Annotated in this window: 21 protein-coding genes; 4 read left to right on the top strand and 17 right to left on the bottom strand. The window is 63.5% G+C overall.

Annotation, left to right across the window (positions count from 1 at the left end):
* Positions 1-91: 91 nt before the first annotated feature.
* The 14 genes from ABMA59_RS16025 to ABMA59_RS15960 form a co-directional block, all read right to left on the bottom strand.
* Complete coding sequence (locus tag ABMA59_RS16025; RefSeq protein ID WP_349006364.1) at positions 92-337, bottom strand: aa3-type cytochrome c oxidase subunit IV; 246 nt, start codon at positions 335-337, stop codon at positions 92-94.
* A gap of 153 nt (positions 338-490) precedes the next feature.
* Entirely contained in the window at positions 491-1,315 is an 825-nt protein-coding gene (locus ABMA59_RS16020; protein WP_349006363.1) for an ABC transporter ATP-binding protein, read from the bottom strand.
* A gap of 173 nt (positions 1,316-1,488) precedes the next feature.
* Positions 1,489-2,790, bottom strand: coding sequence for an ABC transporter substrate-binding protein (locus tag ABMA59_RS16015; RefSeq protein WP_349006362.1), 1,302 nt, complete (start codon positions 2,788-2,790; stop codon positions 1,489-1,491).
* A gap of 84 nt (positions 2,791-2,874) precedes the next feature.
* A complete protein-coding gene (locus ABMA59_RS16010) occupies positions 2,875-3,951 on the bottom strand; it encodes a branched-chain amino acid ABC transporter permease (RefSeq protein ID WP_349006361.1) in 1,077 nt (358 codons plus the stop codon).
* 175 nt (positions 3,952-4,126) lie between these two features.
* Positions 4,127-5,086 carry a branched-chain amino acid ABC transporter permease gene (locus ABMA59_RS16005; RefSeq protein WP_349006360.1) on the bottom strand — a complete coding sequence of 320 codons (960 nt, stop codon included), beginning with the start codon at positions 5,084-5,086 and terminating at the stop codon, positions 4,127-4,129.
* A gap of 210 nt (positions 5,087-5,296) precedes the next feature.
* Positions 5,297-5,446: a DUF3096 domain-containing protein gene (locus ABMA59_RS16000; RefSeq protein ID WP_349006359.1), complete on the bottom strand. Its 150-nt coding sequence runs from the start codon at positions 5,444-5,446 to the stop codon at positions 5,297-5,299.
* Between the two features lie 12 nt (positions 5,447-5,458).
* A complete protein-coding gene (locus ABMA59_RS15995) occupies positions 5,459-6,274 on the bottom strand; it encodes an ABC transporter ATP-binding protein (RefSeq protein ID WP_349006358.1) in 816 nt (271 codons plus the stop codon).
* The gene (locus ABMA59_RS15990; protein ID WP_349006357.1) at positions 6,271-8,259 is read right to left on the bottom strand and encodes an AMP-binding protein; all 1,989 of its coding nucleotides are present in this window, start codon (positions 8,257-8,259) and stop codon (positions 6,271-6,273) included. Before ABMA59_RS15990 ends, ABMA59_RS15995 begins: the two co-directional genes overlap by 4 nt.
* Before the next feature lie 133 nt (positions 8,260-8,392).
* On the bottom strand, positions 8,393-9,169 hold the full coding sequence (locus ABMA59_RS15985; protein ID WP_349006356.1) for an N-acyl amino acid synthase FeeM domain-containing protein: 777 nt from the start codon (positions 9,167-9,169) through the stop codon (positions 8,393-8,395).
* Between the two features lie 243 nt (positions 9,170-9,412).
* Positions 9,413-11,725, bottom strand: coding sequence for a putative bifunctional diguanylate cyclase/phosphodiesterase (locus ABMA59_RS15980; RefSeq protein WP_349006355.1), 2,313 nt, complete (start codon positions 11,723-11,725; stop codon positions 9,413-9,415).
* Positions 11,726-11,906: 181 nt separating this feature from the next.
* On the bottom strand, positions 11,907-15,380 hold the full coding sequence (locus ABMA59_RS15975; RefSeq protein WP_349006354.1) for an indolepyruvate ferredoxin oxidoreductase family protein: 3,474 nt from the start codon (positions 15,378-15,380) through the stop codon (positions 11,907-11,909).
* 143 nt (positions 15,381-15,523) lie between these two features.
* Positions 15,524-16,276 carry a class I SAM-dependent methyltransferase gene (locus ABMA59_RS15970; RefSeq protein WP_349006353.1) on the bottom strand — a complete coding sequence of 251 codons (753 nt, stop codon included), beginning with the start codon at positions 16,274-16,276 and terminating at the stop codon, positions 15,524-15,526.
* A gap of 58 nt (positions 16,277-16,334) precedes the next feature.
* Positions 16,335-16,874: a hypothetical protein gene (locus tag ABMA59_RS15965; protein WP_349006352.1), complete on the bottom strand. Its 540-nt coding sequence runs from the start codon at positions 16,872-16,874 to the stop codon at positions 16,335-16,337.
* Positions 16,867-17,472: a CGNR zinc finger domain-containing protein gene (locus ABMA59_RS15960; RefSeq protein WP_349006351.1), complete on the bottom strand. Its 606-nt coding sequence runs from the start codon at positions 17,470-17,472 to the stop codon at positions 16,867-16,869. Before ABMA59_RS15960 ends, ABMA59_RS15965 begins: the two co-directional genes overlap by 8 nt.
* A 255-nt stretch (positions 17,473-17,727) precedes the next feature.
* On the opposite strand from ABMA59_RS15960, the gene ABMA59_RS15955 reads away from it, so the two are divergent.
* The 3 genes from ABMA59_RS15955 to ABMA59_RS15945 all read left to right on the top strand — a co-directional run bounded on the left by ABMA59_RS15955 (position 17,728) and on the right by ABMA59_RS15945 (position 21,203).
* On the top strand, positions 17,728-18,642 hold the full coding sequence (locus ABMA59_RS15955; protein WP_349006350.1) for a branched-chain amino acid ABC transporter permease: 915 nt from the start codon (positions 17,728-17,730) through the stop codon (positions 18,640-18,642).
* 183 nt (positions 18,643-18,825) lie between these two features.
* Positions 18,826-19,410, top strand: coding sequence for a TRAP transporter small permease subunit (locus tag ABMA59_RS15950; RefSeq protein WP_349006349.1), 585 nt, complete (start codon positions 18,826-18,828; stop codon positions 19,408-19,410).
* Positions 19,407-21,203: a TRAP transporter large permease gene (locus tag ABMA59_RS15945; protein WP_349006348.1), complete on the top strand. Its 1,797-nt coding sequence runs from the start codon at positions 19,407-19,409 to the stop codon at positions 21,201-21,203. Before ABMA59_RS15950 ends, ABMA59_RS15945 begins: the two co-directional genes overlap by 4 nt.
* Before the next feature lie 89 nt (positions 21,204-21,292).
* On the opposite strand, the gene ABMA59_RS15940 is transcribed toward ABMA59_RS15945, so the two are convergent.
* Positions 21,293-21,715 (bottom strand): YciI family protein, encoded by a 423-nt coding sequence (locus ABMA59_RS15940; RefSeq protein WP_349006347.1) that lies wholly within the window; start codon positions 21,713-21,715, stop codon positions 21,293-21,295.
* A gap of 189 nt (positions 21,716-21,904) precedes the next feature.
* Positions 21,905-23,011: a TRAP transporter substrate-binding protein gene (locus ABMA59_RS15935; RefSeq protein ID WP_349006346.1), complete on the bottom strand. Its 1,107-nt coding sequence runs from the start codon at positions 23,009-23,011 to the stop codon at positions 21,905-21,907.
* A 430-nt stretch (positions 23,012-23,441) separates the two neighbouring features.
* Here ABMA59_RS15935 and ABMA59_RS15930 point away from each other — a divergent pair, with 430 nt between their 5' ends.
* Positions 23,442-24,212 carry a gamma-glutamyl-gamma-aminobutyrate hydrolase family protein gene (locus tag ABMA59_RS15930; protein ID WP_349006345.1) on the top strand — a complete coding sequence of 257 codons (771 nt, stop codon included), beginning with the start codon at positions 23,442-23,444 and terminating at the stop codon, positions 24,210-24,212.
* A gap of 38 nt (positions 24,213-24,250) precedes the next feature.
* Here the strand turns inward: ABMA59_RS15930 and ABMA59_RS15925 are convergent, their stop codons facing one another.
* Positions 24,251-25,219 (bottom strand): 2-hydroxyacid dehydrogenase, encoded by a 969-nt coding sequence (locus tag ABMA59_RS15925; protein ID WP_349006344.1) that lies wholly within the window; start codon positions 25,217-25,219, stop codon positions 24,251-24,253.
* Positions 25,220-25,244: the final 25 nt, after the last annotated feature.

Raw genomic sequence — 25,244 nt, 5'->3', positions numbered from 1 at the left:
CGCCTATTTCCCTCCGGTTGGAACGTTGCACTCTCCCGCGCGGCCGAAACCTGTCGGCCACGGAACGAAATCGCCAGGCGGGATGCTTCCGTCAGGTAATATGCGCGGGCATGTCGCGCAGAACGTATCCGCCGCCGGCCACGACAACAATGAACAGGATCAGCCCGGAGAAGAAGCCGCCGACAAAAAACCCGAAGGCCATGGCCACCAGCAGCGCGGCACAAATGATCGTACCCCACTTCGCCAATTGCACGAACATCCGGTAGGTGTTCTCGTGCTCGGAATATTCCATCTCGGCGCCCAGCTCGAGCGGTCCGGTCGGGGTGTGGTCGGCCATGCGGGTCCCTCCGAAGATCGTGTTTTGGCACATAGCGAAATCATGCCGCGAGGGCAATGCTTCGATTGGGCCCGCGGCTGCGACAAGAGCGACGCAATTTTCTTGAAAATCGAAGTCGCTCTCTCAAAAGTCCCATGCATCCGGCCTGTAGGCCTAAGACAGCCACCGCTTCCTGCGCTTGTAATGCTTCACGTCGCGGAACGATTTGCGCCCTTCGCCGCCGACGCCGAGATAAAACTCCTTGACGTCCTCGTTCTGTCTGAGCGCCGACGCCGCGCCGTCGAGCACGATGCGGCCGGATTCGAGGATGTAGCCGTATTTCGCATAACGCAGCGCGATGTTGGTGTTCTGCTCGGCGAGCAGGAAGGACACACCCTGCTCCTCGTTGAGCTTTCTCACGATCTCGAAGATTTCCTCGACCAGTTGCGGCGCCAGCCCCATCGACGGCTCGTCGAGCAGGATCATTTTTGGCCGGCTCATCAGCGCCCGGCCGATCGCCGTCATCTGCTGCTCGCCACCCGAAGTGTAGCCCGCCTGGCTGGTCCGCCGCACCTTCAACCGCGGAAAATACCCGTAGACCAGGTCGAGATCGGCGCGGATCGCGGCGTTGCCGTCGCGCCGCGTGAACGCGCCGGTCATAAGATTGTCCTCGACCGACAGATGGGCGAAGCAGTGGCGGCCCTCCATCACCTGGATGCAGCCGCGCCGCACCAGTTCGTTGGGCGAGCGGGCCTGCACCTCTTCACCGGCGAAGACGATGGTACCCTTGATCACCTCGCCGCGCTCGCCGCGCAGCAGGTTGGAGATCGCCTTCAGCGTCGTGGTCTTGCCGGCGCCGTTGGCGCCCAGCAGCGCGGTGATGCCGCCCGTCGGCACCGACAGCGACACGCCTTTCAGCACCAGGATGACGTGATCGTAGATCACCTCGATGTTGTTCACCGAGAGGATGGCGGGCGAGGAAGGAGACGGATCAGTCATGCGGGGCTCCGGCGTTTCCCTCCCCCTTGAGGGGAGGGTGGCCGCGAAGCGGCCGGGTGGGGTCATCTCAGCAATGCTCCAACGCCTCTTTTTGAAGGTCGAAGCGGTTGAGGTTACCCCACCCGCCTCGCTTCGCTCGGCACCCTCCCCTCAAGGGGGAGGGAGACGCAGCGCTACTTGCACGCTTCGTTGATCGGCCAGGGCGCGTTGGACTCGGCATATTTCTTCGCCCCCTCAAGCACCAGCGGCTCGATCATACCCTGGTCGGCCTCCAGCCGGTCCGACACCTTCACGAACTTCGCCCCGTCCCATTGCAGCATCCAGGCGCCGGAATGGCCGGCATGATTGCCGCAGGAGGTCGAGAACGGCGGCACCATGCCTTCCATGCCGATCTCCTTCAGATAGGCCTCGTCCAGCTTCAAATTCTCGAAACCCCAGCGCAGTTGCTCGGGCGTCACCACCTTGGTGTCGAAATGTTTCTGCGCCGCCTTGATGCCCTCGGTCACGAACATCGAGATCACCACCCCGCGCTGATAGAAGACGTAGTCGAATTCCTCGCGCGGCAGCATCGACTTGCCGGCCTCCACGACCAACTGCTTGATGTCCTTCATCACCTTGGAATCGGAGACCGGAAAGCTCCAGGACAGCGAGCGGTAGCCCTTGCCGGCCTCGCCGATGGTCTTCAGATCGGCGTCGCTGCCCGACCACCAGATGCCGACAAACTTGTCCATCGGGAACTTCGTCTTGGCCGCCTCGGCCAGCGCGCCGGCATTCATGGCGCCCCAGCCCCACATCAGCACGAAATCGGGCCGCTCGCGGCGGATCTGCAGCCACTGCGCCGACTGGTTTTGCATCTCCTTCAGCCCGACCGGTATCGGCAGCAGGGTAAAACCGTATTTCTCGGCATAGGCGTGCAGCAGCGGGATCGGTTCCTTGCCGTAGGGCGCGTCGAGGTGCAGCAGCACGATCTTCTTGCCCTTAAGGCTTTCCAGATTGCCCTCGGAGATGTTCTTCAGGATCATGGACGCGCCGTCCCAATAGGTCGCCGGCGGGTTGAACGCCCACTGGAAAACCTTTCCGTCGGTCATCGGCGAAAAACCGTAGCCGGGCGCCAGGATCGGCACCTTGTCGACATTGGATTTCGGCAGCACCTGCAGCGTGATGCCCGTCGACCAGGGCTGGGTCACGACGCTGATGCTCTTGGTCTTCTCGTAGCACTCGGCGCCCTTTTCGGTGTTGTAGCCGGTTTCGCACTCGTCATATTTGATCTTGACGCCGTTCAAGCCGCCGTCGCGCTCGTTGAGCATCGTCATGTAGTCGCGCTGGCCGTTCATGACAGGCGTTCCAGTCGCCGCGAAAGGCCCGGTGCGGTAGGACAGGTTCGTGACGTTGATGACGTCCTCGGCCAGAGCCTGGCCGGCCAGCCCCGCGGACAGGCTGCCCGCGAGGAGCATCGTTGAGATCAGGCGTTTCATGCGGTTCCTCCAGTTGCGTTTCTCGTACCCGCCGGCGGGTCGCCCCGCCGCAAAAGCGGCCCGGCGGCCGCTATTCGCAAAACCCTAATGCGGAAAAGGCCACATGATGAGCTTTTCCCGGATGATTGCCCAGAAGCGCGCCAGCCCGTGCGGCTCGACGATCAGGAACAGGATGATCAGCGCGCCGATCGTCATGGTGTTCAGGTGTTCGACCGTCGCCGAGCTCAGCGGCAGGCCGACCGCCGCCGGCAGCCCGCTGATGATCACCGGCAGCGCCACGATCAGGATCGCGCCGAGATAATTGCCGAGCACCGAACCCAGCCCGCCGATGATGGCGATGAAGAGCACGCGGAAGGACAGCGGAATGTCGAAGGCAACAGGCTCCGCCGCGCCGCGCCACAGGAACACGAACAGCGCGCCGGCGACACCGACGATGTAGGACGACACGGCGAAGGCCGAGAGCTTTGCCTTCATCAGATTGATGCCGACGAGCTCGGCGGCGATATCCATGTCGCGCACCGCCTTCCACATCCGCCCGATCCGTCCGCGCGTGATATTGATCGCCATCCAGGTGATGCCAGCCACGATCACCAGTACCACGTAATATTGCACGATTGCCGTGGCGTTCGGTCCTGCAACCGGATGACCAAAGATCGAGATGGTCGGCACCTGGATCGCGCCCGAGGAATTGTCGTTATAGAGCCACGACCATTTCTCGAACAGCCAAACCAGGAAGAACTGCGCGGCGAGCGTCGCGATGGCGAGGTAAAACCCCTTGATGCGGAGCGACGGCAGGCCGAAGGCGACGCCGATGGCCGCCGAGAAGAAACCCGACAGCAGGATTGCTACTATGAGATTGAGGCCGGGAAAAATGGTCGTCAGCTTGTAGCAGGCATAGGCGCCGACGCCCATGAAGGCTCCCGTGCCGAGCGACAATTGCCCTGCATAGCCGGTGAGAATGTTCAGCCCGAGCGCCGCCAGCGCATAGATCAGCACCGGCGTCAGCAGCGCGCGGAAGACGAATTCGTCGGCTGTCATCGGAAAGACGACGAAGGCGAGCAGCAGGATGAAACCGAGCAGCCACGCATCCTGCTTGACCGGAAACAGCGCATGATCGGCGCGGTAGGACGTCTTGAACTGGCCGGCGGTGCGGTAGAGCATTTATCGCACCCATCCATATCGCCAAGTCACCCCCCTCTGTCCTGCCGGACATCTCCCCCTCAAGGGGGGAGATTGGCGGTGGCGCCGAAGCTGCGAATCTCCCCCCTTGAGGGGGAGATGTCCGGCAGGACAGAGGGGGGTGCGAAAGAGCGAAACGTCGACGGACATCACGTCATCACACCCGCTCGATGATACGTTCGCCGAACAGGCCCTGCGGCCGGAACAGCAGCACGAGCAACGCCAACACGAAGGCGAACCAGGTCTCGGTGTTGCCGCCGAGCAGCGGCTGGCCCCAGTAGATCTCGAAGAGTTTTTCCAGAATGCCGATCGCGATGCCGCCGATGATGGCGCCCGACACCGACTCCAGCCCGCCCAGCATCAGCACCGGCAGCGCCTTGTAGGCGATGACCTCCAGTGCAAAGGAGACGCCGGCCCGCGCACCCCAGACGATGCCGGTGGCCAGCGCGATGACCCCAGAGATGAACCACACCAGCACCCAGATGGTCGACAGCGATATGCCGACGGAGAGGGCGGCCTGATGATTGTCGCCGAGCGCCCTGATGGCGCGCCCCATCTTCGAGCGGTTGAGGAACACCAGCAGCGCCACGACCAGCACCACCGCGCCGACCACGGCGGTAAGGTCCTTCTGCTCGATCGACACGAAACCGCCAAACGGCTCGAACGTGTAGCTGCCTGTCGGAATGTGCAATTCCTCGGTGATCATCACCTTGTTCTCGCCGCCGAAAATGATCTCGCCGAAGCCGACCAGGAACAGCGTGATGCCGATGGTGGCCATGAACAGGATGATGTCCGGCTGGTTGACCAGCGGCCTGAGCACCACCCGCTCGATGGCGACCGCAAGGATGAACATCACCACCAGCGTCAGCGGCACGGCCAGCAGCGCCGGCACGCCGTGCTCGTGAAAACCGATCAGCGTCAGCGCGGCGAACACCACCATGATGCCCTGCGCAAAATTGAAGATGCGCGAAGACTTGTAGATCAGCACGAACCCCAGCGCGATCAGCGCATAGAGCACGCCGGCGACCAACCCCTCCCACAGAACCTGCAGCAAAAAATCCGGCGCGGCGATCATGTCCGCGAAGGGTTTTACGAAGATGGCGTTCAGGAGGTCCATGAGGCCTCCGCTTGGTCATAACTCGCGCCGCCCACCCCCCTCTGTCCTGCCGGACATCTCCCCCTCAAGAGGGGAGATTGGCTGTGGCCAGCTTGCCGCCCATTCGTCAACCTTGGAGATTGGCGAACGCCGAGATGAAAGCCGATCTCCCCCCTTGAGGGGGAGATGTCCGGCAGGACAGAGGGGGGTGCTGCGACAAGCATCAATCCCTCACCCCGCCAACTGCGGAAACAACCCCAGCAGCCCGATGACGATAAGATAAATCGCCACGATGTAATTCAGCAGCCTCGGCATTATCAGGATCAGCACGCCGGCAATAAGCGAGATGAGCGGGGTAAGGGCGAAACCTGCGACGACCATGGAAAACTCCTTTCAGTGCGCGACGCCGAGATAAGCGGCGATGACGGCTTGGTTTGACTTCACGGCGTCGGGAACGCCGTCGGCGATCTTCTTGCCGTAGTCGAGAACCACGACCCGGTCGGAAAGGTCCATGACCACGCCCATGTCGTGCTCGATCAGCGCGATCGTGGTGCCGCGCTGGCGGTTGACGTCGATTATGTAGCGGCTCATGTCCTCCTTCTCTTCGAGGTTCATGCCGGCCATCGGCTCGTCGAGCAGCAGCAGCGACGGTTCCATGGCCAGCGCCCGGCCAAGCTCCACCCGCTTCTGCAGCCCGTAGGGCAGTTTTCCCACCGGCGTCCGCCTGATGTGCTGGATCTCGAGGAAGTCGATGATCTCTTCCACCTTCTCGCGGTGCGCGATCTCTTCGCGCAGCGCCGGGCCATGCCAAAACATCTGCCAGAACAGGTTTTTGTTCATATGCACCGAGCGCCCGGCCATGATGTTGTCCAGCGTCGACATGCCCTTGAACAGCGCGACGTTCTGGAAGGTGCGCGCGATGCCCTGGCGCACCGCATGATGCGGTTTCATCCCGCGCCTTGTCTTTCCGCGAAAGACGATCTCGCCCTTCTGCGGCGTATAGAACCCGTTGATGACGTTGAGCATCGAGGTCTTTCCGGCGCCGTTCGGCCCGATGATCGCCCTGATCTCGCCCTTGCGGATGTCGAAAGAGATATCGGTGATCGCCTTCACACCGCCGAAGGAGAGCGAGACATTGCGAACGTCCATCAGCATCTCACCGGCGCCCGGCTCGGCAATCGCGACGGAGTGCGCCGGCCCCGCGCTCATGCGGCAAGGCCTCGTTCAGCGCCGCCCGCCGGCTCATAGGTCTTCGCCTCCGCTATCTTCACCGTGGCGCTGATGCGCCCCTTGCGGCCGTCCTCGTAGGTGACCTCCGTATCCACGAACTTTTCCGTCGAGCCGTCGTACAGCGCCTCGACCAGCGGCCGGTAGCGATCGGCGACGAAGGCGCGCCGCACTTTCTGCGTCCGCGTCAGCTCGCCGTCGTCGGCGTCGAGCTCCTTGTGCAGGATGAGAAACCGCCTGATCTGCGCGCCCGCCATCACCGGCTCGCGCGACAGCCGCCGATTGGTCTCGTCGACATGACCGGCGATGATTTTGTACACCTCCGGGTGGCCGGCGAGTTCCTGGTAGGAAGCGTAGGCGATGTTGTTGCGCTCCGCCCAGTTGCCGACCGCCTGCAGGTCGATGTTCAAAAACACGCCGACGAAGTCGTGCCCGTCGCCGAAGGCCACCGCCTCCTTGATGTTCGGAAAAAATTTTAGCGTGTTCTCGATGTATTTCGGCGCGAACAGCGCGCCCGATTTCAGCTTGCCGACATCCTTGGCCCGGTCGATGATTTTCAGCTGCCCCGACGCATCGAAGAAGCCCGCGTCGCCGGTCTTGACGAAACCATCCTCGGTAACGGTCTCGGCGGTCGTCTCCTGCTGCTTGAAGTAACCGGAAAACTGGCCGGGCGAGCGGAACTGCACTTCGCCCGCATCGGTGATGCGGATGTCGACATTCGGCGCCGCAGGCCCGACCGTGTCGGCGCGCACGGCGCTGTCCTTCTGGCAGGTCACATAGAGGAAGGCTTCCGTCTGCCCGTAAAGCTGCTTCAAATTGATGCCAAGCGAACGGAAGAACGAAAAAAGATCCTGGCCGATCGCCTCGCCCGCCGTATAGGCGACGCGGATGTTGGCCAGCCCGAGCACATTGCGCATCGGCTGGTAGATCAGGAATTTTCCGAGCGCATAGTCGAGGCGGGCGAGCAGCGGCACCGGCCGTCCTTCAAGAATCGCCTCGCCACATTTGCCGGCGACGCCGATCCAGCGCTTGTAGATCCAGCGCTTCAGCCGGCCGGCGTCCTCCATCCGGATGGTGACGCTGGTCAGCAGCGATTCGAACACGCGCGGCGGCGCGAAGTAGAAGGTCGGCGCGATCTCGCGCAGATCCTGCGCCACCGTCTCGCTGCTTTCCGGGCAGTTCATGCAGAAACCCGAGACATAACCCTGCGCGTAGTTGAGATAATGGTCGCCGACCCAGGCCAGCGGCAGGTAGGCGAGCACGCTGTCGGCTTCGGTGAGCCTGTCAAAAGCTGCCGTGTCACGCGCGGCGTTGACCGAGCCGCGCGCGGGGATCATGACGCCCTTAGACCGCCCGGTAGTGCCCGACGTGTAGAGCATCACCGAGGTATCGTTGCCGGAGGCCGCGCGGATGCCCTCCTCCCACACCTTGCCGCTTTGCGGATCGCCGGACAGGACTTCTTCGCCGCGCTGCTGCACGCTTTCGAACGAATGCAGCATCGCCTGCCGATAGTCGCGCAGCCCGCGCGGCTCGTCGTAGATGACCGCGCCGAGCGTCGGGATGCGTTCCAGCGTACCAAGAATCTTGTCGACCTGCTCCTGGTCCTGCACCACCGCGAAGCGCGCGCCGGCATGGTCAAGCACATAGGCCATCTCGTCGGCGACGGCGTCGCCATAGACCGGCACCGGCACCGCGCCCAGCGACTGCGCCGCTGTGAACGTCCAGTAGAGGCGGGGCCGGTTCGAGCCAATGATGGCGATGTTGTCGCCCTTGCGCAGGCCCAGCGCTTGCAGCCCAATCGCGAACTTGCGGATTTCGGCGAACTGCTCAGCCCAGCTCCAGCTTTGCCAGATGCCGAAATCCTTGTGGCGCATGGCCGGCTTGTCGCCGAACCGGGCGGCGTTCAGCAGCAGATATTTCGGAAACGTATCGAGGTCTGAGGCGGCGGCAGATGCCGTCGATGCCATGACCATGCTCCTCCCGATCCGCTTTGCGCGTTGTCCGGTCATAGTGCCGATACGATCGGCCAATGCAACACGACATTAGCCTAATATCGGCATGGGACCGGGAATTCCGTTCGCCGGCCCCGCTGGAGACCGTTCAGGCGGCGTCTTTGAAGTATTTCGCCGTCGGCAGGATCGTCAAAGGCACCAGTTCTCCCCGTCCGGGCCGAGCGAACAGCATGCGCTGTTCCATTGCCGTGGATTTGAAGAACGGGTAGCGGGTGAACGACCTTTCGCGGATCGCGGCGACCGTAGCCCGGTAGAGAAGACCGGAAGAATGCAGTCCCGGATATTGACGACGTTCGCCGATCTGCTCGGAGCGGAACACACGCTTGTAAAAGCCTGAATGCTCGTCCTTTATGGTCGACATGCAGTACGGCGCCTCGAAATGGAAGCAGGCAACCCCCGCCAGCCGCAGTGTCAGATAAGGAATCTGCGGATAGATACGGGACCACTCCGGATCGGCCGCGAGACGACTTGGATCGATGAAACTCTCGCCTGCCGCGAGATACGGCTTAAGAATATCGGCGTACAACATCATGGATGGCGAGAATGGCTGTTCGCTCGTCACATGATGAATTCGAAGCGTACTGACGAGCCTCCCATCTATATAAACACCAAACTTGTAACAATTTGCCGTATCGTCGAGAGAATCGCTTATGATTTGGTCAGCATTCTCCGGAACCATGTCCGAAAGCCGGTAAGATTTGTACCGCAGCCTATAGATATCTTCCAGATCCTCACCCTTGTCGCAGCGCCTGTATTCCGTTCGCTCCAGAAGCTCCGAGACTTTTCTTGAAAACTCCGAGACTTCCTGAACAGCCTCGACCGTGGCGCCGGCAACATTGCCCGGCGCTAAGCGCATTTCCGTCATTTCTTGGCCCCTATCCCCGCCGTTGCAAGGGTGTACCGCGACCGTCCGTGTGTAAAGGCGAAAACTCGACGCATCTTGTTTACCAGGCGTTAACGTTAAGAAAAAGTTAACGTAGGCGTTTACCAATGCGGTGCAAGGTGCTTCGACTGCTTGGCATAAGGCATGCTGGCCGGGGTGGGACGTCATCCCGAGGGCATGCGGCGGCCGCGAAAGAGGAAAGAACGAAGGCCGATTCGCGGCCGTTCAGCGGCGCGACTTGCGCCTCGTGCCCGGCTGTTCCGGCGCGAACGGCCAGACGGTGGTGGACATCGTCTCGATGCCCGTGGCCGAGAGCGCCGAACCGAACAGGAAACCCTGCAGAAGGTCCGGCTTCACCTCGTTGGCCAGGATCTTCAATTGGTCGAAGGTCTCGACCCCCTCGATCGTCACCGTCAGCCCCAGCGGCCGCGACAGGTTGACGATGCCCTTCAGCAGTTCCAGCGAACGCGGGTTGCGGGTCACGTCGAGCAGGAAGCTGCGGTCGATCTTGATCTTGTCGAGCGGCAGCGTGTGCAGGTAGCTCAGGCTGGAATAGCCGGTGCCGAAATCGTCGAGCGCGATGCGCACGCCGATCTGCCGCATCTCCTCGATGAATTTGCGCGTCAGCGCCTTGTCGTCGAGCAATGCGGTTTCCGTGACCTCGATCTCCAGCCGTTGCGCCGGCAGCCCGGAGGCGGCCAACGCATCGCGCACCTTCTCGACGATGTCGCGGTTGCGGAAATCGCGCGCCGACAGGTTGACGGACACAGCGATCGGCTCGGGCCATTTCGCGCATTCCCGGCAGGCCGAATCCAGCATGAAGGTGCTGATGTCGGAGATGATGCCCATTTCCTCCGCCAGCGGGATGAAGATGCCGGGGGAGATCGGGCCGAGGTCGGGATGGTCCCAGCGGCAGAGCGCCTCGCAGCTTGCGATCCGCATCGTGCCCATCGAAACGATCGGCTGGTAGACCACCCGCAGCGACCGCGTCTCGATCGCCGTGCGCAGGTCGGCTTTCATCAGTTGCTTGTTGCGGAAGGCGGCGTCCATCGCCGATTCGAACAGCCGCCAGTTGTTCTTGCCGAGTTCCTTGGCCTTGTAGAGCGCGAGGTCTGCCTTGACGATCATCGCGTCGACGTCGGTGTCCTTCACCCGCGACAGCACCGCGCCGCCGCTGACCTGCACGCGTAGCGCATGGCCGGCGACATCGACCTCCCCCTGCAGACCGGCGAAGATGCGGTCGAGCATCGAAGCCAGGTGGCTCTCGTCCTCAACCCGGTCGAAGAACACCATGAACTCGTCGCCGCCGAACCGGCTGACCTTGGTCGTCTCGCCGGCAAAGGCAGCAAGTTTCTCGGCGACGGCGTAGATCAGGCCGTCGCCGATCGGGTGGCCGAGCGTGTCGTTGACGCTCTTGAAGTCGTCGAGATCGAGCACGGCGATGGCGCAGATTCTGCCTCGGTCGCCGCCGGCAAGCGCCTCCGCGACGATCTCGTGGAAATAGGCGCGATTGGGCAGGCCGGTCAGGCTGTCGTATCGCGCCATCGAGCGGATCTTCTCCTCCGCCTCGACGCGCGCCGTCACGTCCTCGAAGGTGATGACGCCCAGTTCCTGGCTGCCTTCGCGCGCCGAGAATTCGTAGTGCTGGCCGTTGGTGAACGAGACCAGCACCTTGCGGTTCCGCCCCTCGCTCAGCGCGCGCGTCAGCTGCGCCTCGACGAAACGGCAGTCCTTGGCATCGAGCAACCCGCCGGCCACGCCGCGCATCAGCAGCGAATGGATGGAGCGGCCGAGCAACGCTTCCGTGGTCTTGAGCGACATCAGATGCGCCGCTTCGGCATTGGCGACGACGACCTTGCCGTCCGGCCCCAGCATCACGAGACCGTGCGACATGGTGTTCAGCGCCCGGTTGAAACGCTGCGCAAGGTTGTTGGCTTTTTTCTCTTCCGACAACGCGGTGAACAGCACTTCGCGGACGAGATCGGCAAAGCGTTTGATAGCGAAGAAGAACGGGGCTGACAGCATCCCCAGAATGACGTGATAGACGTCACCGCGAAGGATGAATGCCAGTGAGATGGGCCAGGTCGTGGTCACGATGAAAATCATGACCATGCGCGGCGAACCATAGTTGCGCCCCGCAATGGAGGTGATGGAGGCGAGCGTGACACATACAGCGGCGATTTCGGCAAAGCTGTCGCTGGTTAAATAGATTGCGACGAAGCAGAACAGCCCCAGCATGAGGCCGTGCATCGAGCCGTAGAGGATGTAGTCGTTTTCGCGCTGCCGCGCCTCCTCCCAATCCTTGGGTGGCGGCGCATTGCGGTATTTGCTCATATTGCCGAGGCGCAGTACAGCGACCGCCACCAGCCCGGCTACAACGTAGAGATAGATCTGGTTCTGGGTTTTCCAGTAACAGAGAAAAACAAGCAGCGTCTGGGCCGCGAAACCAATAGACAAGGTCAGCCCGTCGCGGAAAAGCGTTCCCACGAACGGAATATAGACGTCGACCGGATAGTCGCTCTTTCGCCTGAATGACACGCCGTATTCCCGGCCCTGATACGCCCCAACCAGTGGCACAATCCGCTTAAGAAAGGCTTAGACAGGGGTGGTCCGCGGCGCGGTGCAAATTATGGAATTATAAACGCTGTTACAAAAATCCGCGCCGCAACAGCCGGAAAAACGACGGATTTGTCGTTACGCGAGCATTCTCCGATAGCCGCTACTCGGCCGCGCGCACCATCGGCTCGGCTTCCGGCTGGTCGAGGCGGGCAAGCAGCCTCTCGCGCTCCGCATCGGCCTTCACGACGCTCGCCTGCTTGACGTGACCGTAGCCGCGAATCAACTGCGGCAACGAGCCAAGCGCAACAGCGGCCTCCAGCCGGCGAGGTTTCAGGACGGAAAGGATACGGTCGATGTCCTTTTCGTAGCGGTCGAGCAGCGAACGTTCCATACGCCGCTCTTCACTATAGGAGAACGGGTCCAGCACGGTCCCGCGCAGGCCCTTCAAGGCTGCCAGAACGTGAAAACCCTTCATCATCCAGCCGGAGAACCTGGATTTGCGCGGAGTGCCGTCGGCGTCGCGGCGGCCGAGGATCGGCGGGGCGAGGTGGAATTCGAGCCGGTCGAAACTCTGGAACTCCTGGCTCAACTGCCGCCGGAAGGATCCGTCCGTATAGAGCCGTGCCACCTCGTATTCGTCTTTGATGGCCATCAGCTTGAACAGGTTGCGGGCGACCGCCTCCGTCAATTCCGCCGAGCCCGGTACTGCCCTGGCCTCGGCAACACGCACAGCCGCCACTCGATCGAGGTAGCGCTTCGCATAGGCGGCATTCTGGTAATCCGTCAGGAAAGCGGCACGACGCGAAATCACCTCGTCCAGCGACTGCGAAGGCTTGCTCGCGGCGGCCGCACCCGTCCCGGCCGAGAGCTTGCGCACGAACTCCGGATCGTGCGCGGCGCGGCGGCCCCAGCGGAACGCCGCGACGTTCATTGCCACGGCCTCGCCGTTCAGCTCGATCGCCCGCTCCACCGCCTCTGCCGACAGCGGCAGCGCGCCGGTCTGATGGCTGAAGCCAAGCATGAACATGTTGGCGCCGATCGAATTGCCGAACAGCGCGCTGGCAGCCCTCGTCGCGTCGAAGAAATGCGCGCGTTCGTCGCCGGCCGCCTTGCGGATTGCGCGCTTCAGGCGCTCGGTCGGCAGCGAGAAATCGGCAACGCGGGTAAAATCGCCCGGCATGATCTCCGCCGTATTCGCGACGAAGGTTGTATGGCCCTCACGCACCGCCGCCAACACTTTTCGCGAACCGGAGACGACGAGATCGCAGCCGAGGATGAGGTCGGCCTTCCCTGCCGAGACACGGATCGCATGGATGTCCTCCGGCGATCTTGCGATGCGCACATGCGTGAAGACCGCGCCGCCCTTCTGGGCGAGCCCGGCCATGTCGATCATGCCGCAGCCCTTGCCTTCCAGATGAGCCGCCATGCCGAGGATCGCACCGATGGTGACGACCCCTGTGCCGCCGACCCCATCGATGATCGCCGACCATCCGTCGCCGCCGAGCGCGAACGGACGCGGCTCCGGCACGCCATCGAGCGGATCGGTCGAGCCCGCCAGGCCCCCGGCCTTCCTGATCTTGGCGCCATGCACCGTCACGAAGGAAGGGCAAAAGCCGTTGACGCAGGAGAAATCCTTGTTGCAGCTCGACTGGTCGATGCGGCGCTTGCGCCCGAACTCGGTCTCCACCGGCTGCACCGACACGCAGTTCGACTTGACGCCGCAGTCGCCGCAGCCCTCGCACACCAGCTCGTTGATGATCACCCGCTTGTCGGGGTCGGGGAAGGTGCCGCGCTTGCGCCGCCGGCGCTTCTCCGCCGCGCAGGTCTGATCGTAGATCAGCACCGAGACGCCCTTGACCTCGCGCAGCTCGCGCTGCACCCGGTCCATGTCGTCGCGATGGCTGATCGTCGTGCCGGCAGGAAAATTGGCCGGCCCGTATTTGTCCGGCTCGTCGCTGACCACGGCGATGCGCTCGATGCCTTCGGCGCGCACCTGCTCGGCGATGGCGAACACCGTCAGCCCGCCTTCATGCGGCTGCCCGCCGGTCATCGCCACGGCGTCGTTGTAGAGGATCTTGTAGGTGATGTTGGCGCCCGACGCTTTTGCGAAACGCATCGCCAGGCTGCCGGAGTGGTTGTAGGTGCCGTCGCCGAGATTCTGGAAAATGTGCTGGCGATTGGTGAACGGTGCGTGCCCGACCCACTGCGCGCCCTCCCCGCCCATCGCGGTGAATCCCGAGGTCGAGCGGTCCATCCACAGCGCCATGAAATGGCAGCCGATGCCGGCCGCCGCGACCGAGCCTTCCGGCACCTTGGTCGAGCTGTTGTGCGGGCACCCCGAGCAGAAATACGGCGTACGCTGGCCGATATCCTTTGTGTCGGCCAGCATTGCCTGGAATTGCCTCAGCCGCGCCGCACGCGCCGCGACCTCTTCCGAATGGCCGATGGTGCGCAGGATGCGGTCGGCCAGCGCAATGGCAATCTCGTTCGGATCGAGCGCGCCCTTGGCCGGAAACAGCCAACTCCCGCGCTCGTCGGTCTTGCCGACGACCAGCGGCCTGTGGCTCGTATTGTACAGCGCCTCCTTGACCTGAACCTCGATCAGCGAGCGCTTCTCTTCGACGACGACGACTGTCTCCAGCCCGTCGGCGAATTCGGCGATATGCTCGAAATCGAGCGGCCAAGGCGCCCCGACCTTGAACAGGCGGATGCCGAGCCGGTTGGCTTCGGCCTCGCCGATGCCGAGATCGTCCAGCGCCTGGCGCACGTCGAGATAACTTTTGCCGACCGTGATGATGCCGAGCTTCGCGCCACGCCCGCCCGAATAGACGATGCGGTTGATGCCGTTGGCGCGGATGAAGGCCGCCACCGCCGCGCGCTTGTATTCATGCAGCCGCGCTTCCTGCCCGAGCTGGTCGAGCTCGTTGCGGATAGCCAGGCCGCCCGGCGGCATGTCGAATTCCGGCAGCACGATCTTCACCCGGTCGAGCGAGGCGTCGACGGAGGCGGTCGATTCGATGTTGTCCTTGACGCATTTGATCGCGGTCCAGGTGCTGGAGAAACGCGACATCGCGTAGCCATAAAGCCCGAAATCGATCAGTTCCTGCACGCCGGCCGGGTTGAGCACCGGGATCATCGCGTCGACGAAGGCGAACTCGGTCGCATGGGCGTTGGTGGACGACTCCGCCATGTGGTCGTCGCCCATCAGCGCCAGCACGCCCCCATGTTTCGACGTGCCGGCAAGGTTGGCGTGGCGGAAAACGTCACCGGAGCGGTCGACGCCGGGCCCCTTGCCGTACCACAGGCCGAACACGCCGTCCTGGCGACCCTCGCCGCCGAGCTCGGCCTGCTGCGTGCCCCAGCAGGCGGTCGCCGCCAGCTCCTCGTTGAGGCCCGGCTGGAAGACGATGCTGGCGTCGCCGAGCTGCTTGCGCGCCTTCCAGAGCTGCATGTCCAGCCCGCCCAGCGGCGAGCCACGATAGCCCGAGACGAATCCCGCGGTATTCAGCCCGGCCAGCCGGTCGCGCCGGCGCTGCATCAAAAGCATGCGCACGATCGCCTGCGCGCCGGACAGGAAGACGCGCTCCTTCGACAGGTCGAACTTGTCGTCGAGCGCGACGTCGTGAAGGGTCATGCGTAATTGCCTGTTCGGGAACCGATCCGAGTCGAACGCCCTCGTGGGTTCATCGCAGCGGACTCTTTCGTTCCTTGAACCTCACGTCAAACAAATTTGCATGAACGCCCGGTAATATGAGGTCAGCGGGCATCCAATGCGGCTCAACTCCCTGCCGGCGTTTTGGGGATGCGATAGACGGACACGTGCGAGCGCGAGTCGGCGGTGAACTCGGACCCGGCCCAGTCAGCATGCCTGCTCTCCAGCTCGAATCCCGCCAACGCGGCCATCAGGTCCAGTTCCGCCGGCCAGATATAGCGATGGGGCGAGCGGAGCAGCTCTGCCTGCTTGCCCTCCCCGAACCTGAAATGGTGCGACACGACATGCTGGCGCAGCACGTCGTATCTATCCAGGCCGATATAGCCCTCTTCGGTTTGCCAGACGACCGCCTGCTGGCCCGGCGGCAGTTTGCGCAGTTCTGGAACCCAAAGCTCGATCACGAAGCGGCCGCCGGGGACGAGATGGCGGGCCGCGTTGCGGAAACAGGCTACCTGCTCGGCCTGTGTCAAAAGGTTCGATATCGTGTTGAAGACGAGATAGACGAGCGCAAATTTCCCCGGCGCGACCGCCGTGGCCATGTCGCCGAGGACAACGGGAATCGACGCCTCGTCGGCCTTCCCGCGCAATCGGCCGATCATCGGCGCCGACATTTCGATGCCGGCAACCGGCACACCCCGTTCGCTCAGCGGCACGGCCACGCGCCCGGTCCCGATCGCGAATTCCAGCGCCCGACCGCCGCTCGCAAGTTCGGCGAGGCGCTCCACGGTCGGCCCCAATATCTCGGGTGCGAACATGCCGATGCCCGGTGTATCGTAGCCGTCGGCCGCCTCCGTGTCCCAGATGTCGTCGTCACGCATGATGCGAACTATGTGGCCCGCCGGACTGGCTGTCCAGCGCCTTGCCTCCGGCTGACGCTCAACTGGCCTGGCCTTTGGCCGGACAAGGAAGCCTGTCTGCGCCGGGCAGCTTGCCGTCCGGATGCCCGGCGAGTTCGGGGTTGGGCGTGTAGAGCGGCCCGACGACCAGCGGCCGGTCCGGCAACACGTCCTGGTCCTCGCTGGAGGTGATCGTCGTCTCGATGGTCTGCTTGACCGCCCCGCCAGCATCCTCGATGCGGATCGACACCGTATAGGGCCGGTCCTTGACCACGCAGCGCAGCGGCGGGCTGTTGATCGTCGTCTTGGCAAGCCTAGGCCAGATCTTTTCGCGCACGACGATCGGTGCGCCTCCGGCCGGGTCCTCGAAAGTGACGACCGCCGTCTCGCCCTCCGCTGGCGGCTTTACCGGCGCGATGTTCACCAGGTAGGTCGCCGTCGCCACGCGGTAGTTGAACACGAATATCTTGCCATCGAGCCGGTAGTACTCGCCCTCGCCCCCGGTGTCGCGACAAGACGCAAGCGCAAAACCGGCCGCCAGCAGGATGGCAATCCGCAACGGCCTGACAAGCTCACGCATCGGCGTCGTCCACGATCTTTCGCCGCCGATAGTGCCGTTGCGCCTTCCGCCGGTTGCCGCAGACACTCATGTCGCACCAGATGCGGCTGCGGTTGCGGCTCTCGTCGAGGAAAAGCCAGCGGCAATTGGCGCAGATCCTGATCCGCTCCAGCCTTTCCGGTGGCAGCAGCGACAGCGCCGAGACCGACAGCGCCGCCTCGAAGGCGATCGGCCTGCCCGGTTCACCCCGCATCGGTTTCCCCACCTCGATCCGGCCGCCCTGTCCCGTGAGCCCCACGGCGCATGCGGAGAGCAACAAAGCCAGGTCGTCGGTATCCATCCCGCCATGCAAGGCGGCTTTCCGGAACAGCCGGTCCGTCGCCTCGCGAAGGGCCACCACTTTCGGCGCCGCGGCGCGTGCGTCGGCCACGGCGAGCGGGCGCGACCCGAGTTCGGCGGCGCGCTGCACCGTTGCCGCCTCTGCGAAGCGGCCGATCTCCGCGACATCGTCGAACCGGTCGAACGACCGCGCCGCGTCACCACGCAACACGACCGTATTGGTGACGTCGAGCGCCAAAACGCCGCCGGAGAAACGCTGCGGGATCCACGAAACGGCCATGCCGATAATCTAACTGGTAAAAGCTATTTGACAAGTTAGAATCATCGCCGCAATCTGTTCTCAAAGCTGCGCCGCCGCGCGGCCGGCCGGTATGAGCGACGTGTTTCCAATTGGGAGCATTCCGCCGGCGATGGTTTGGGCCAAGGTCGAGGACTTTGTCGCAGGTCGGGCTGGTGGCCCGGACAAGACGAAGACCGAAGAATTTGGCCCAAACCGGCCCGGCAGAATGCATCCAATTGGAGGCACGTCGCTCAGATGCTCTATTTCCTGCAACAGCTTCTGAACGGCCTGCACATGGGCGCGATCTATGCGCTGCTGGCCTTCGGCTACGCTGTGATCAACGGCGTCCTGCACCGCACCAACCTCGCGCACGGCGCCCTGTTCGGCTTTGCCGGCCAGATCATGATCCTTGCCGCCGTGTTCGGATGGCAGGTCCTGTGGCTCACCTTGCCGGCGACGCTCCTGCTCGGCACGGTGGTTGCATTCGGCTACGGAGCGCTCGTCTCCCTCATATTGGCGCGAAACGTCTTCCAGCCGCTGGCCGACCGCTCGCCCAACACCATCGTCGCGGCGACGCTCGGCGTATCGCTGGTACTGATGGAAATGGTGCGCATCGCCGCTGATACCCGTGATTTCTGGCTGCCGCCGCTGCTCTCCGAACCCGTGGTCTTCGCCTCGGAAAACGGCTTCCGGCTGACGCTGACGGTCTTGCAGGTCATCAACTGCATTGCCGCCACATTGCTGCTGGCCGCGGCATCGCGCGCGATGGCGAAAAGCCGCTTCGGCCGCGAATGGCGCGCCGTCGGCGACGATCCGCTCGCCGCCGCCTTCTGCGGGGTCGACACGAAAAAAGTGTTCCGCCACGCCGTGGTCCTCGGCGGTCTCGCCGCCAGCGTCGCCGGCATCCTCGCCGCGCTCTATTACGGCAACATCAGCTTCGGCAGCGGTCTCATCTTCGGGCTGAAGATCCTGTTCGTCACGGCGGTCGGCGGTTATCTCTCGCCGGCCCGCGCCGCGCTCGGCGGCGCGGCCTTCGGCATCGCCGAATCGCTGTGGTCCGGTTATTTCCCGATCGAATGGCGCGACGGCTGGATGCTGGCATTTCTGGTCGCGCTGCTGGTGCTGAGGCCCGAGCGCGCGCAGCCCGACAGGATCGGCGCACTGCGCTAGCTTAGACATTCGTCGTAGGGCGCGAGGTGCTTCGCGGCTTCCGCTGGGGCACGTGGCATAATCGCTGCCCTTATCTGCGCCAGAACATGTTGACGCAGGACCGGATGCCGTCATACCGATGAAGGAGAGACCCGCCCAAAAAGATCATGACGCGGGCGGTGGGGCGACGATCGGGAGGACCGCATGGCTGTGTTGCTCGCTCTGGCGCGAGGCATCGACCGGCTCAACGAATTCATCGGCCGGTGGATATCGTGGGCGATCCTGGTGTCGATCCTCGTCAGCGCCGGGAACGCCGTCATCCGCAAGGCTTTCAACGTCTCGTCCAACGCTTGGCTCGAGCTGCAGTGGTATCTGTTCGGCGCGGCCTTCCTGCTGGCGGCCGCCTATACGCTGAAGCAGAACGAGCACATCCGCATCGACATCGTATACGGCATGTGGTCGCGGCGGGTTCAGCACTGGATCGACCTGCTGGGGCACGTCTTCTTCTTGATGCCCTTCGTGCTCCTGATGCTCTACTACTTCGTGCCGTATTTCCTGACTTCCTGGCGCAGCGGCGAGGTCTCGTCGAGCGCGGGCGGCCTTACCATCTGGCCAGCCAAGCTGATGCTGCTGATCGGATTTTTCCTGCTGGCGCTCCAGGGCGTCTCCGAGATCATCAAGAAGATCGCGATCATGCGCGGTGATCTCGAGGATCCGAACCCCTTCGTTTCGGCGCACCAAGCGGCTGAGGAAGAAGGCAAGGCGCTCGCGGAGGAACTCAAGTCATGATCGAGTTCATCGCCGTGAACATGGCGCCGATCATGTTCCTCATGCTCATCGTCTTCCTGCTGCTGGGATATCCGGTTGCGTTCTCGCTGGCCGCAAACGGGCTGCTGTTCTTCGTTATCGGCGTCGAACTCGCCCCTTTGTCCAACGGCACCATCAACCTGTCCTGGCCGCTGCTCTATGCCCTGCCCGAACGTTTCTACGGTGGCGTGATGGCAAACGAGACGCTGCTGGCCATTCCATTCTTCACTTTCATGGGCATCGTGCTGGAGCGCTCCGGCATGGCCGAGGACCTGCTCGACACCATCGGCCAGTTGTTCGGCCCGATCCGTGGCGGCCTTGCTTACGCGGTCATCCTGGTCGGCGCCCTGCTCGCCGCGACGACAGGCGTGGTCGCGGCGTCCGTCATCGCCATGGGGCTGATCTCGCTGCCGATCATGCTGCGCTACGGTTACGACCGCCGCATCGCGTCGGGAACCATCGCCGCCGCCGGAACGCTGGCTCAGATCATACCGCCCTCGCTGGTCCTGATCGTTCTGGCCGACCAGCTCGGCCGGTCCGTCGGAGACATGTACAAGGGCGCGCTCATTCCCGGCCTGGTGCTGACCGGACTCTACATGACCTACATCCTGATCATGTCGATCCTGCGGCCCAATTCCATGCCGGCGCTGCCGCCGCAAGCCCGCACGCTCGGCCACGGCGTCACATCGCTGATCGTGGCATTGGCGGCGGTTTTCATCATCGGCTACATCGCCCATGTCCTCCTGTCGCCCTCGCAGGGCGCGAATGCCGACATCCTCGGCGCCACCGTTGGTGTGATCGTCATCTACATCGCCGCCGTCATCGACAAGTCGATGAATACGGGGCTCATGTCGCGCCTTGCCCAGCAGGTCATCATTGTCCTCATCCCGCCGCTGGCGCTGGTCTTCCTGGTGCTCGGCACCATCTTCCTCGGCATCGCGACGCCCACGGAAGGCGGCGCGATGGGAGCCGTCGGCGCTTTGATCCTGGCTGCGGCCAAGGGCCGGCTTAACCTCGATGTCATCAAGCAGGCACTGGCCTCGACGACGCGCCTGTCATCCTTCGTCATGTTCATCCTGATCGGCGCGCGGGTCTTCTCGCTGACCTTCTACGGTGTCAACGGCCATCTGTGGGTCGAGCACCTGCTGACCTCGCTGCCGGGAGGCGAACTCGGCTTCCTGATCGCGGTGAACATCCTGGTCTTCGTCCTGGCGTTCTTCCTGGACTTTTTTGAACTGGCCTTCATCATCGTGCCGCTGCTCGCGCCGGCTGCAACCGCGCTCGGCATCGACCTGATCTGGTTCGGTGTGCTGCTCGGCGTCAACATGCAGACCAGCTTCATGCATCCGCCTTTCGGCTTCGCGCTTTTCTATCTGCGTTCGGTTGCAGCCCGCGTACCCTATCTCGACCGCATCACCGGAAAGAACATCGCACCGGTGACGACTGGCCAGATCTACTGGGGAGCGGTGCCTTATGTGTGCATCCAGGTCATTATGGTGGGTCTGGTCATCGCCTTCCCGCAGATGGTGATGCATTACAAGGGAACGGTCGTGGATCCGGGCAGCGTAGAGTTCACGGTGCCGGAAGCGCCTGGCCTCGGAATGCCATCCCTCGACGCTCCCCCCGCGGTCGGCACGCCACCGGCGGACGGATCGGCGCCGGCCGAGCCCGCTTCGCCGCCAACCGACCTGTCGGCGCCGCCGAGTTTCGGCGATGCTCCAGCTCAGCCGGCCCCGCCGGCGACCGACCTGTCGAAGCCGCCGAGCTTCAACTAGCCCTGTCGAACATCATCGCAAGGAGGCTGCGGGAGGCCTCCTTCGCACTGATCAGAGAGACAGGTAAGGGCGAAAGGTCACCGCCGCATTCAGTGGGGCGATGTCCTGTCGCGATTTTGATCGTGCAGGTCCGCGACTTCCTGCGTCATCGCATCGCCGAAGTCCACCATTTCGTACAGCGGACGGATTTCAATCTCGCTGGGACCCGGCATCGGATTGGGACAACGTTTCACCCATTCCACCGCTTCGGCCATGTCCTTGACCTCCCACAGCCAGTAGCCGGCGATGAGCTCTTTCGTCTCGGTAAAGGGGCCATCCATCACGATCCGCGACGGACCGTCGAAGGCTACGCGCTTGCCTTTGGAGGAGGGCTTAAGACCGTCGCCGGCTTTCATGATACCGGCTTCGATCAACGCTTCATTGTACTTTCCCATTGCCGCTAAGAGTTCGGTCGACGGCATGATCCCCGCTTCGCTGTCGGGGGTGGCCTTCACGATTACCATCACGCGCATCATTTATCTCCCTTGATCCATAGGGGCCGTGAGAGCCTCCCGGTCGAAGGACGAATCCCGCCAGCCGGACCCGACAACATCACCGCGCATTTCATATGAAAAACCCCGCAGGCATTTTCGGCCTGCAGGGTTCGACATTTCGCCAGTCTCATATTCCGCGTCTGTTGGACCAGACGCTCCGATCTTGCGTTACAGCTTTCCGCCGCGCTGCTGGATCATCATGAACGTGTCGTAGTTGTACTCGGCGATCTGCATGTTGAGGTAATAATCTTTGCGGAACGCCTTGATCGACTCCCAGATCGTCTTGAACATTGGGTTCGAGGCTTCCATCTCGGCATAGACTTCATTCGACTTCTCGAAGCAGGCCGCCAGGATTTCCGGGCTGAACGGCTTCAGCTTGGCACCGTTGGCGACCAGCGACCGCACCGCGGTCGGGTTCAAGAAGTCGTATTTCTGCAGCATGTTGGCGTCCGCCGCCTGCGCCGCGGTGTGAACCAGCGACTTGTAGTTGGCGGGCAATTCCTCGAACTTCGCCTTGTTGAACATCAGGTGGACGGTCGGGCCGCCTTCCCACCATCCCGGATAGTAATAGAACGGCGCGACCTTCTGGAAGCCGAGCTTTTCATCGTCATAGGGTCCGACCCATTCGGCCGCATCGATCGTGCCCTTTTCGAGCGCCGGGTAGATGTCGCCGCCGGCGATCTGTTGCGGCACGACGCCGAGCTTCTCGACGACCTTGCCGGCGAAGCCGCCGATGCGCATCTTCAGGCCCTGGAGATCGGCCACCGTGTTGATCTCCTTGCGGAACCAGCCGCCCATCTGGACGCCGGTATTGCCGCCCGGCAGGCCGTAGAGGCCCTGCTTGGCAAGGAACTCGTTGAACAAGCCGATGCCGCCGCCATGATAGTGCCAGGCGTTCATGCCACGCGCGTTAAGCGCGAACGGAACCGCCGCGCCCAGCGCCCACGTAGGGTCCTTGCCCCAGTAATAATATGCCACCGTGTGGCAGGCCTCGACGGTGCCGGCGGTCGTCGCATCCGCGGCCTGCAGGCCGGGCACGATCTCGCCGGCGGCGAACACCTGCACGGTGAAATTGCCGTCGGTCGCCTCGGACAACATTTTCGAGAACACCTCGGCGCCGCCATAGATGGTGTCGAGCGACTTCGGGAACGATGACGCCAGCCGCCATGTGACTTTCGGGTTGGTCTGCGCGATTGCCGGCGCCGCGAGTGCGGTGGCGGCGGCCGCGCCGACGCCGGTCGCGCCGGCTTTCTTGAAGAATGAACGACGATCCATGAATTCCTCCGGTGCGGATCTTGGGGGATGTTACCTTGGGTGTGTCGGGGTTCAGGTCACGCTAAGCCGAAAAATGGCGGTTTCGAGAACCGGAGCGGAGCGTACTTTTGGGTACGTGAGCACCGGAAGCGCGGAACGCGGCATTTGCAGGCCAGCATCACCTGAAATCACGACATGCCCTTAAGGAAACCGTTGATTTTCCTCGTTTGAAGACCTCGCACAATACACGCGGTCGATCCCGAGTCCAGCGCGTGGAAGCCACGAATCCAGCGCTCGCGCGACAAATTCCGGATCGATCGAAGCCGCCTGCGACTTTAGTTGCAGACCTCGTCGCCGCGCGCATCGCGACGGCATCGGCCGCTCTTGGCAATCCGCCATCCGATCGCCTATTTTATGCGCAATCCATTGCTTGCCCACGAAAGCCCAGCCGATGCAGCCGCTCGTCGCCGTTTCCACCGATGTCCGCCAGTTCGACAATTACACCTGGCACGCGGCCCCCCAGCAATATCTGGAAGCAGCGATTGCCGGCGCCGGCGTCTTCCCTGTCCTCGTCCCGTCCTTCGGCGACCGGCTCGATCTCGACAGTCTGCTCGATTCGGTCGACGGCGTGATGATCACCGGCTCGAAGTCCAACGTGCATCCCTCGCTCTATGGCGGCGACGCCAGCGAGGCCAACGGCCCCTACGATCCGGCCCGCGACGCCACCACCCTGCCGCTAATCCGCAGGGCGATCGAGCGCGGCGTGCCGCTGCTCGCCATCTGCCGCGGCATTCAGGAGATGAACGTCGCGCTCGGCGGCACGCTTGCGACCGAACTGCAGGAACGGCCCGGCTCGCTGGACCACCGGGCGCCCGTCAGCGACAACCAGGACGAACGCTTCGCCATCCGCCAGACCGTCTCGATCAAGCCCGGCACCTGCCTGGCCGGCGTCTTCGGCGCCGGCGAGATTTCGGTCAATTCCGTGCACCGCCAGGGCGTCGGCCAGCTCGGCCCGCTCCTCGACGTCGAGGCGGTCGCCGAGGACGGAACCGTGGAGGCCGTATCGGCCAGGAATGCACGCGCCTTCGCCGTCGGCGTGCAATGGCATCCGGAATACTGGGTGCACAGCGATTCCGTTTCGGCGAAAGTTTTCCAGGCCTTCGGCGACGCGGTGCGCGGCCATGCCGCCGCGAAGCTCGGACTGCGCACGGCGGCGGAGTAGGCTGCTTTCCGCCTTCGCCGCACGGCCGGCGCGCGCGATCAGCGCTTCTTGATCGACGCCGTCTCCGGCACGCCCGTCAGCGGCCGCCCTTCCGAAAACCACGCGACCAGATTGTCGACGACCAGGTCGGCCATGGCGTTGCGCGTGTGCACCGAGGCCGAGCCGACATGCGGCAGCAGCGTGGCGTTGGGCAGGTCGAGCATCGCCCGCGGCACATGCGGCTCCCTCGCGAACACGTCGAGGCCGGCGGCCAAAATCGTGCCGTCGGCAAGCGCCGCCGCCAACGCTTCCTCGTCGACCGTGCTGCCGCGCCCGATATTGATGAACACCCCATCCGGTCCGAGCGCCTCAAACACCGCCCGGCCGATCATCTTCTCCGTCGCCGCGCCCCCCGGCATGATCGAGATCAGCGTGTCGACCTCGCGCGCCAGCCCCTCCAGCGTATCGAAATACGGATAGGCCACGTCCGCCGCCGGCCGCCGGTTGTGATAGGCGATCGGCACGCCAAAACCTTCCAGCCTTCGGGCGATCGCCTTGCCGATCCGCCCCATGCCGAGGATGCCGATTTTTCGGCCGCGCAGCGTCGTCCTGGTCAGCGGATACGGCCCGTCCTTCACCCAGCGCCCGTCGCGCAGCCAGCGCTCGGCCCGCGAAAACTCGCGCAGCGTGTTGAGCAGCAGCCCAAGCGCTGTATCGGCGACCTCTTCCGTCAGCACGTCCGGCGTATTGGTCACCATGATGCCGCGCGTCGCCGCATGTCTTGCATCGACGCCGTCATAACCGACGCCGAAATTGGCGATGATTTCCACATTTGGCAGCGCATCGATGAACGCCGCGTTGGCGCCCGCGACGCTGGCCACGCCGCGCACCGAAGCGCGAAGATCGCCGGTGATCAGCGCCGCATCCGGGCGTTCGATGCGGACAAGGCGGAAGGTCTCGCCCAGCCGCGCCAGCACGCGCTCATGGATGCCGCCAGGCACAAGGATCGTCACATCGGAAAGGGGCATGGTCTGGGTCCTGCGGAAGGTTTTG

The organism is Mesorhizobium yinganensis (genome assembly GCF_040081985.1).
Lineage (GTDB): Bacteria > Pseudomonadota > Alphaproteobacteria > Rhizobiales > Rhizobiaceae > Kumtagia > Kumtagia yinganensis.
Note: the sequence above shows the minus strand (reverse complement) of the source record. Positions and strands in the feature narration are given on the sequence as shown.

Excerpts from the sequence above, each read along its gene's own strand:
- ABMA59_RS16025 (WP_349006364.1), bottom strand. The coding sequence starts at position 337 with ATGGCCGACCACACCCCGACCGGACCGCTCGAGCTGGGCGCCGAGATG.
- ABMA59_RS16020 (WP_349006363.1), bottom strand. The coding sequence starts at position 1,315 with ATGACTGATCCGTCTCCTTCCTCGCCCGCCATCCTCTCGGTGAACAAC.
- ABMA59_RS16015 (WP_349006362.1), bottom strand. The coding sequence starts at position 2,790 with ATGAAACGCCTGATCTCAACGATGCTCCTCGCGGGCAGCCTGTCCGCG.
- ABMA59_RS16010 (WP_349006361.1), bottom strand. The coding sequence starts at position 3,951 with ATGCTCTACCGCACCGCCGGCCAGTTCAAGACGTCCTACCGCGCCGAT.
- ABMA59_RS16005 (WP_349006360.1), bottom strand. The coding sequence starts at position 5,086 with ATGGACCTCCTGAACGCCATCTTCGTAAAACCCTTCGCGGACATGATC.
- ABMA59_RS16000 (WP_349006359.1), bottom strand. The coding sequence starts at position 5,446 with ATGGTCGTCGCAGGTTTCGCCCTTACCCCGCTCATCTCGCTTATTGCC.
- ABMA59_RS15995 (WP_349006358.1), bottom strand. The coding sequence starts at position 6,274 with ATGAGCGCGGGGCCGGCGCACTCCGTCGCGATTGCCGAGCCGGGCGCC.
- ABMA59_RS15990 (WP_349006357.1), bottom strand. The coding sequence starts at position 8,259 with ATGGCATCGACGGCATCTGCCGCCGCCTCAGACCTCGATACGTTTCCG.
- ABMA59_RS15985 (WP_349006356.1), bottom strand. The coding sequence starts at position 9,169 with ATGACGGAAATGCGCTTAGCGCCGGGCAATGTTGCCGGCGCCACGGTC.
- ABMA59_RS15975 (WP_349006354.1), bottom strand. The coding sequence starts at position 15,380 with ATGACCCTTCACGACGTCGCGCTCGACGACAAGTTCGACCTGTCGAAG.
- ABMA59_RS15970 (WP_349006353.1), bottom strand. The coding sequence starts at position 16,276 with ATGCGTGACGACGACATCTGGGACACGGAGGCGGCCGACGGCTACGAT.
- ABMA59_RS15965 (WP_349006352.1), bottom strand. The coding sequence starts at position 16,874 with ATGCGTGAGCTTGTCAGGCCGTTGCGGATTGCCATCCTGCTGGCGGCC.
- ABMA59_RS15960 (WP_349006351.1), bottom strand. The coding sequence starts at position 17,472 with ATGGCCGTTTCGTGGATCCCGCAGCGTTTCTCCGGCGGCGTTTTGGCG.
- ABMA59_RS15955 (WP_349006350.1), top strand. The coding sequence starts at position 17,728 with ATGCTCTATTTCCTGCAACAGCTTCTGAACGGCCTGCACATGGGCGCG.
- ABMA59_RS15950 (WP_349006349.1), top strand. The coding sequence starts at position 18,826 with ATGGCTGTGTTGCTCGCTCTGGCGCGAGGCATCGACCGGCTCAACGAA.
- ABMA59_RS15945 (WP_349006348.1), top strand. The coding sequence starts at position 19,407 with ATGATCGAGTTCATCGCCGTGAACATGGCGCCGATCATGTTCCTCATG.
- ABMA59_RS15940 (WP_349006347.1), bottom strand. The coding sequence starts at position 21,715 with ATGCGCGTGATGGTAATCGTGAAGGCCACCCCCGACAGCGAAGCGGGG.
- ABMA59_RS15935 (WP_349006346.1), bottom strand. The coding sequence starts at position 23,011 with ATGGATCGTCGTTCATTCTTCAAGAAAGCCGGCGCGACCGGCGTCGGC.
- ABMA59_RS15930 (WP_349006345.1), top strand. The coding sequence starts at position 23,442 with ATGCAGCCGCTCGTCGCCGTTTCCACCGATGTCCGCCAGTTCGACAAT.
- ABMA59_RS15925 (WP_349006344.1), bottom strand. The coding sequence starts at position 25,219 with ATGCCCCTTTCCGATGTGACGATCCTTGTGCCTGGCGGCATCCATGAG.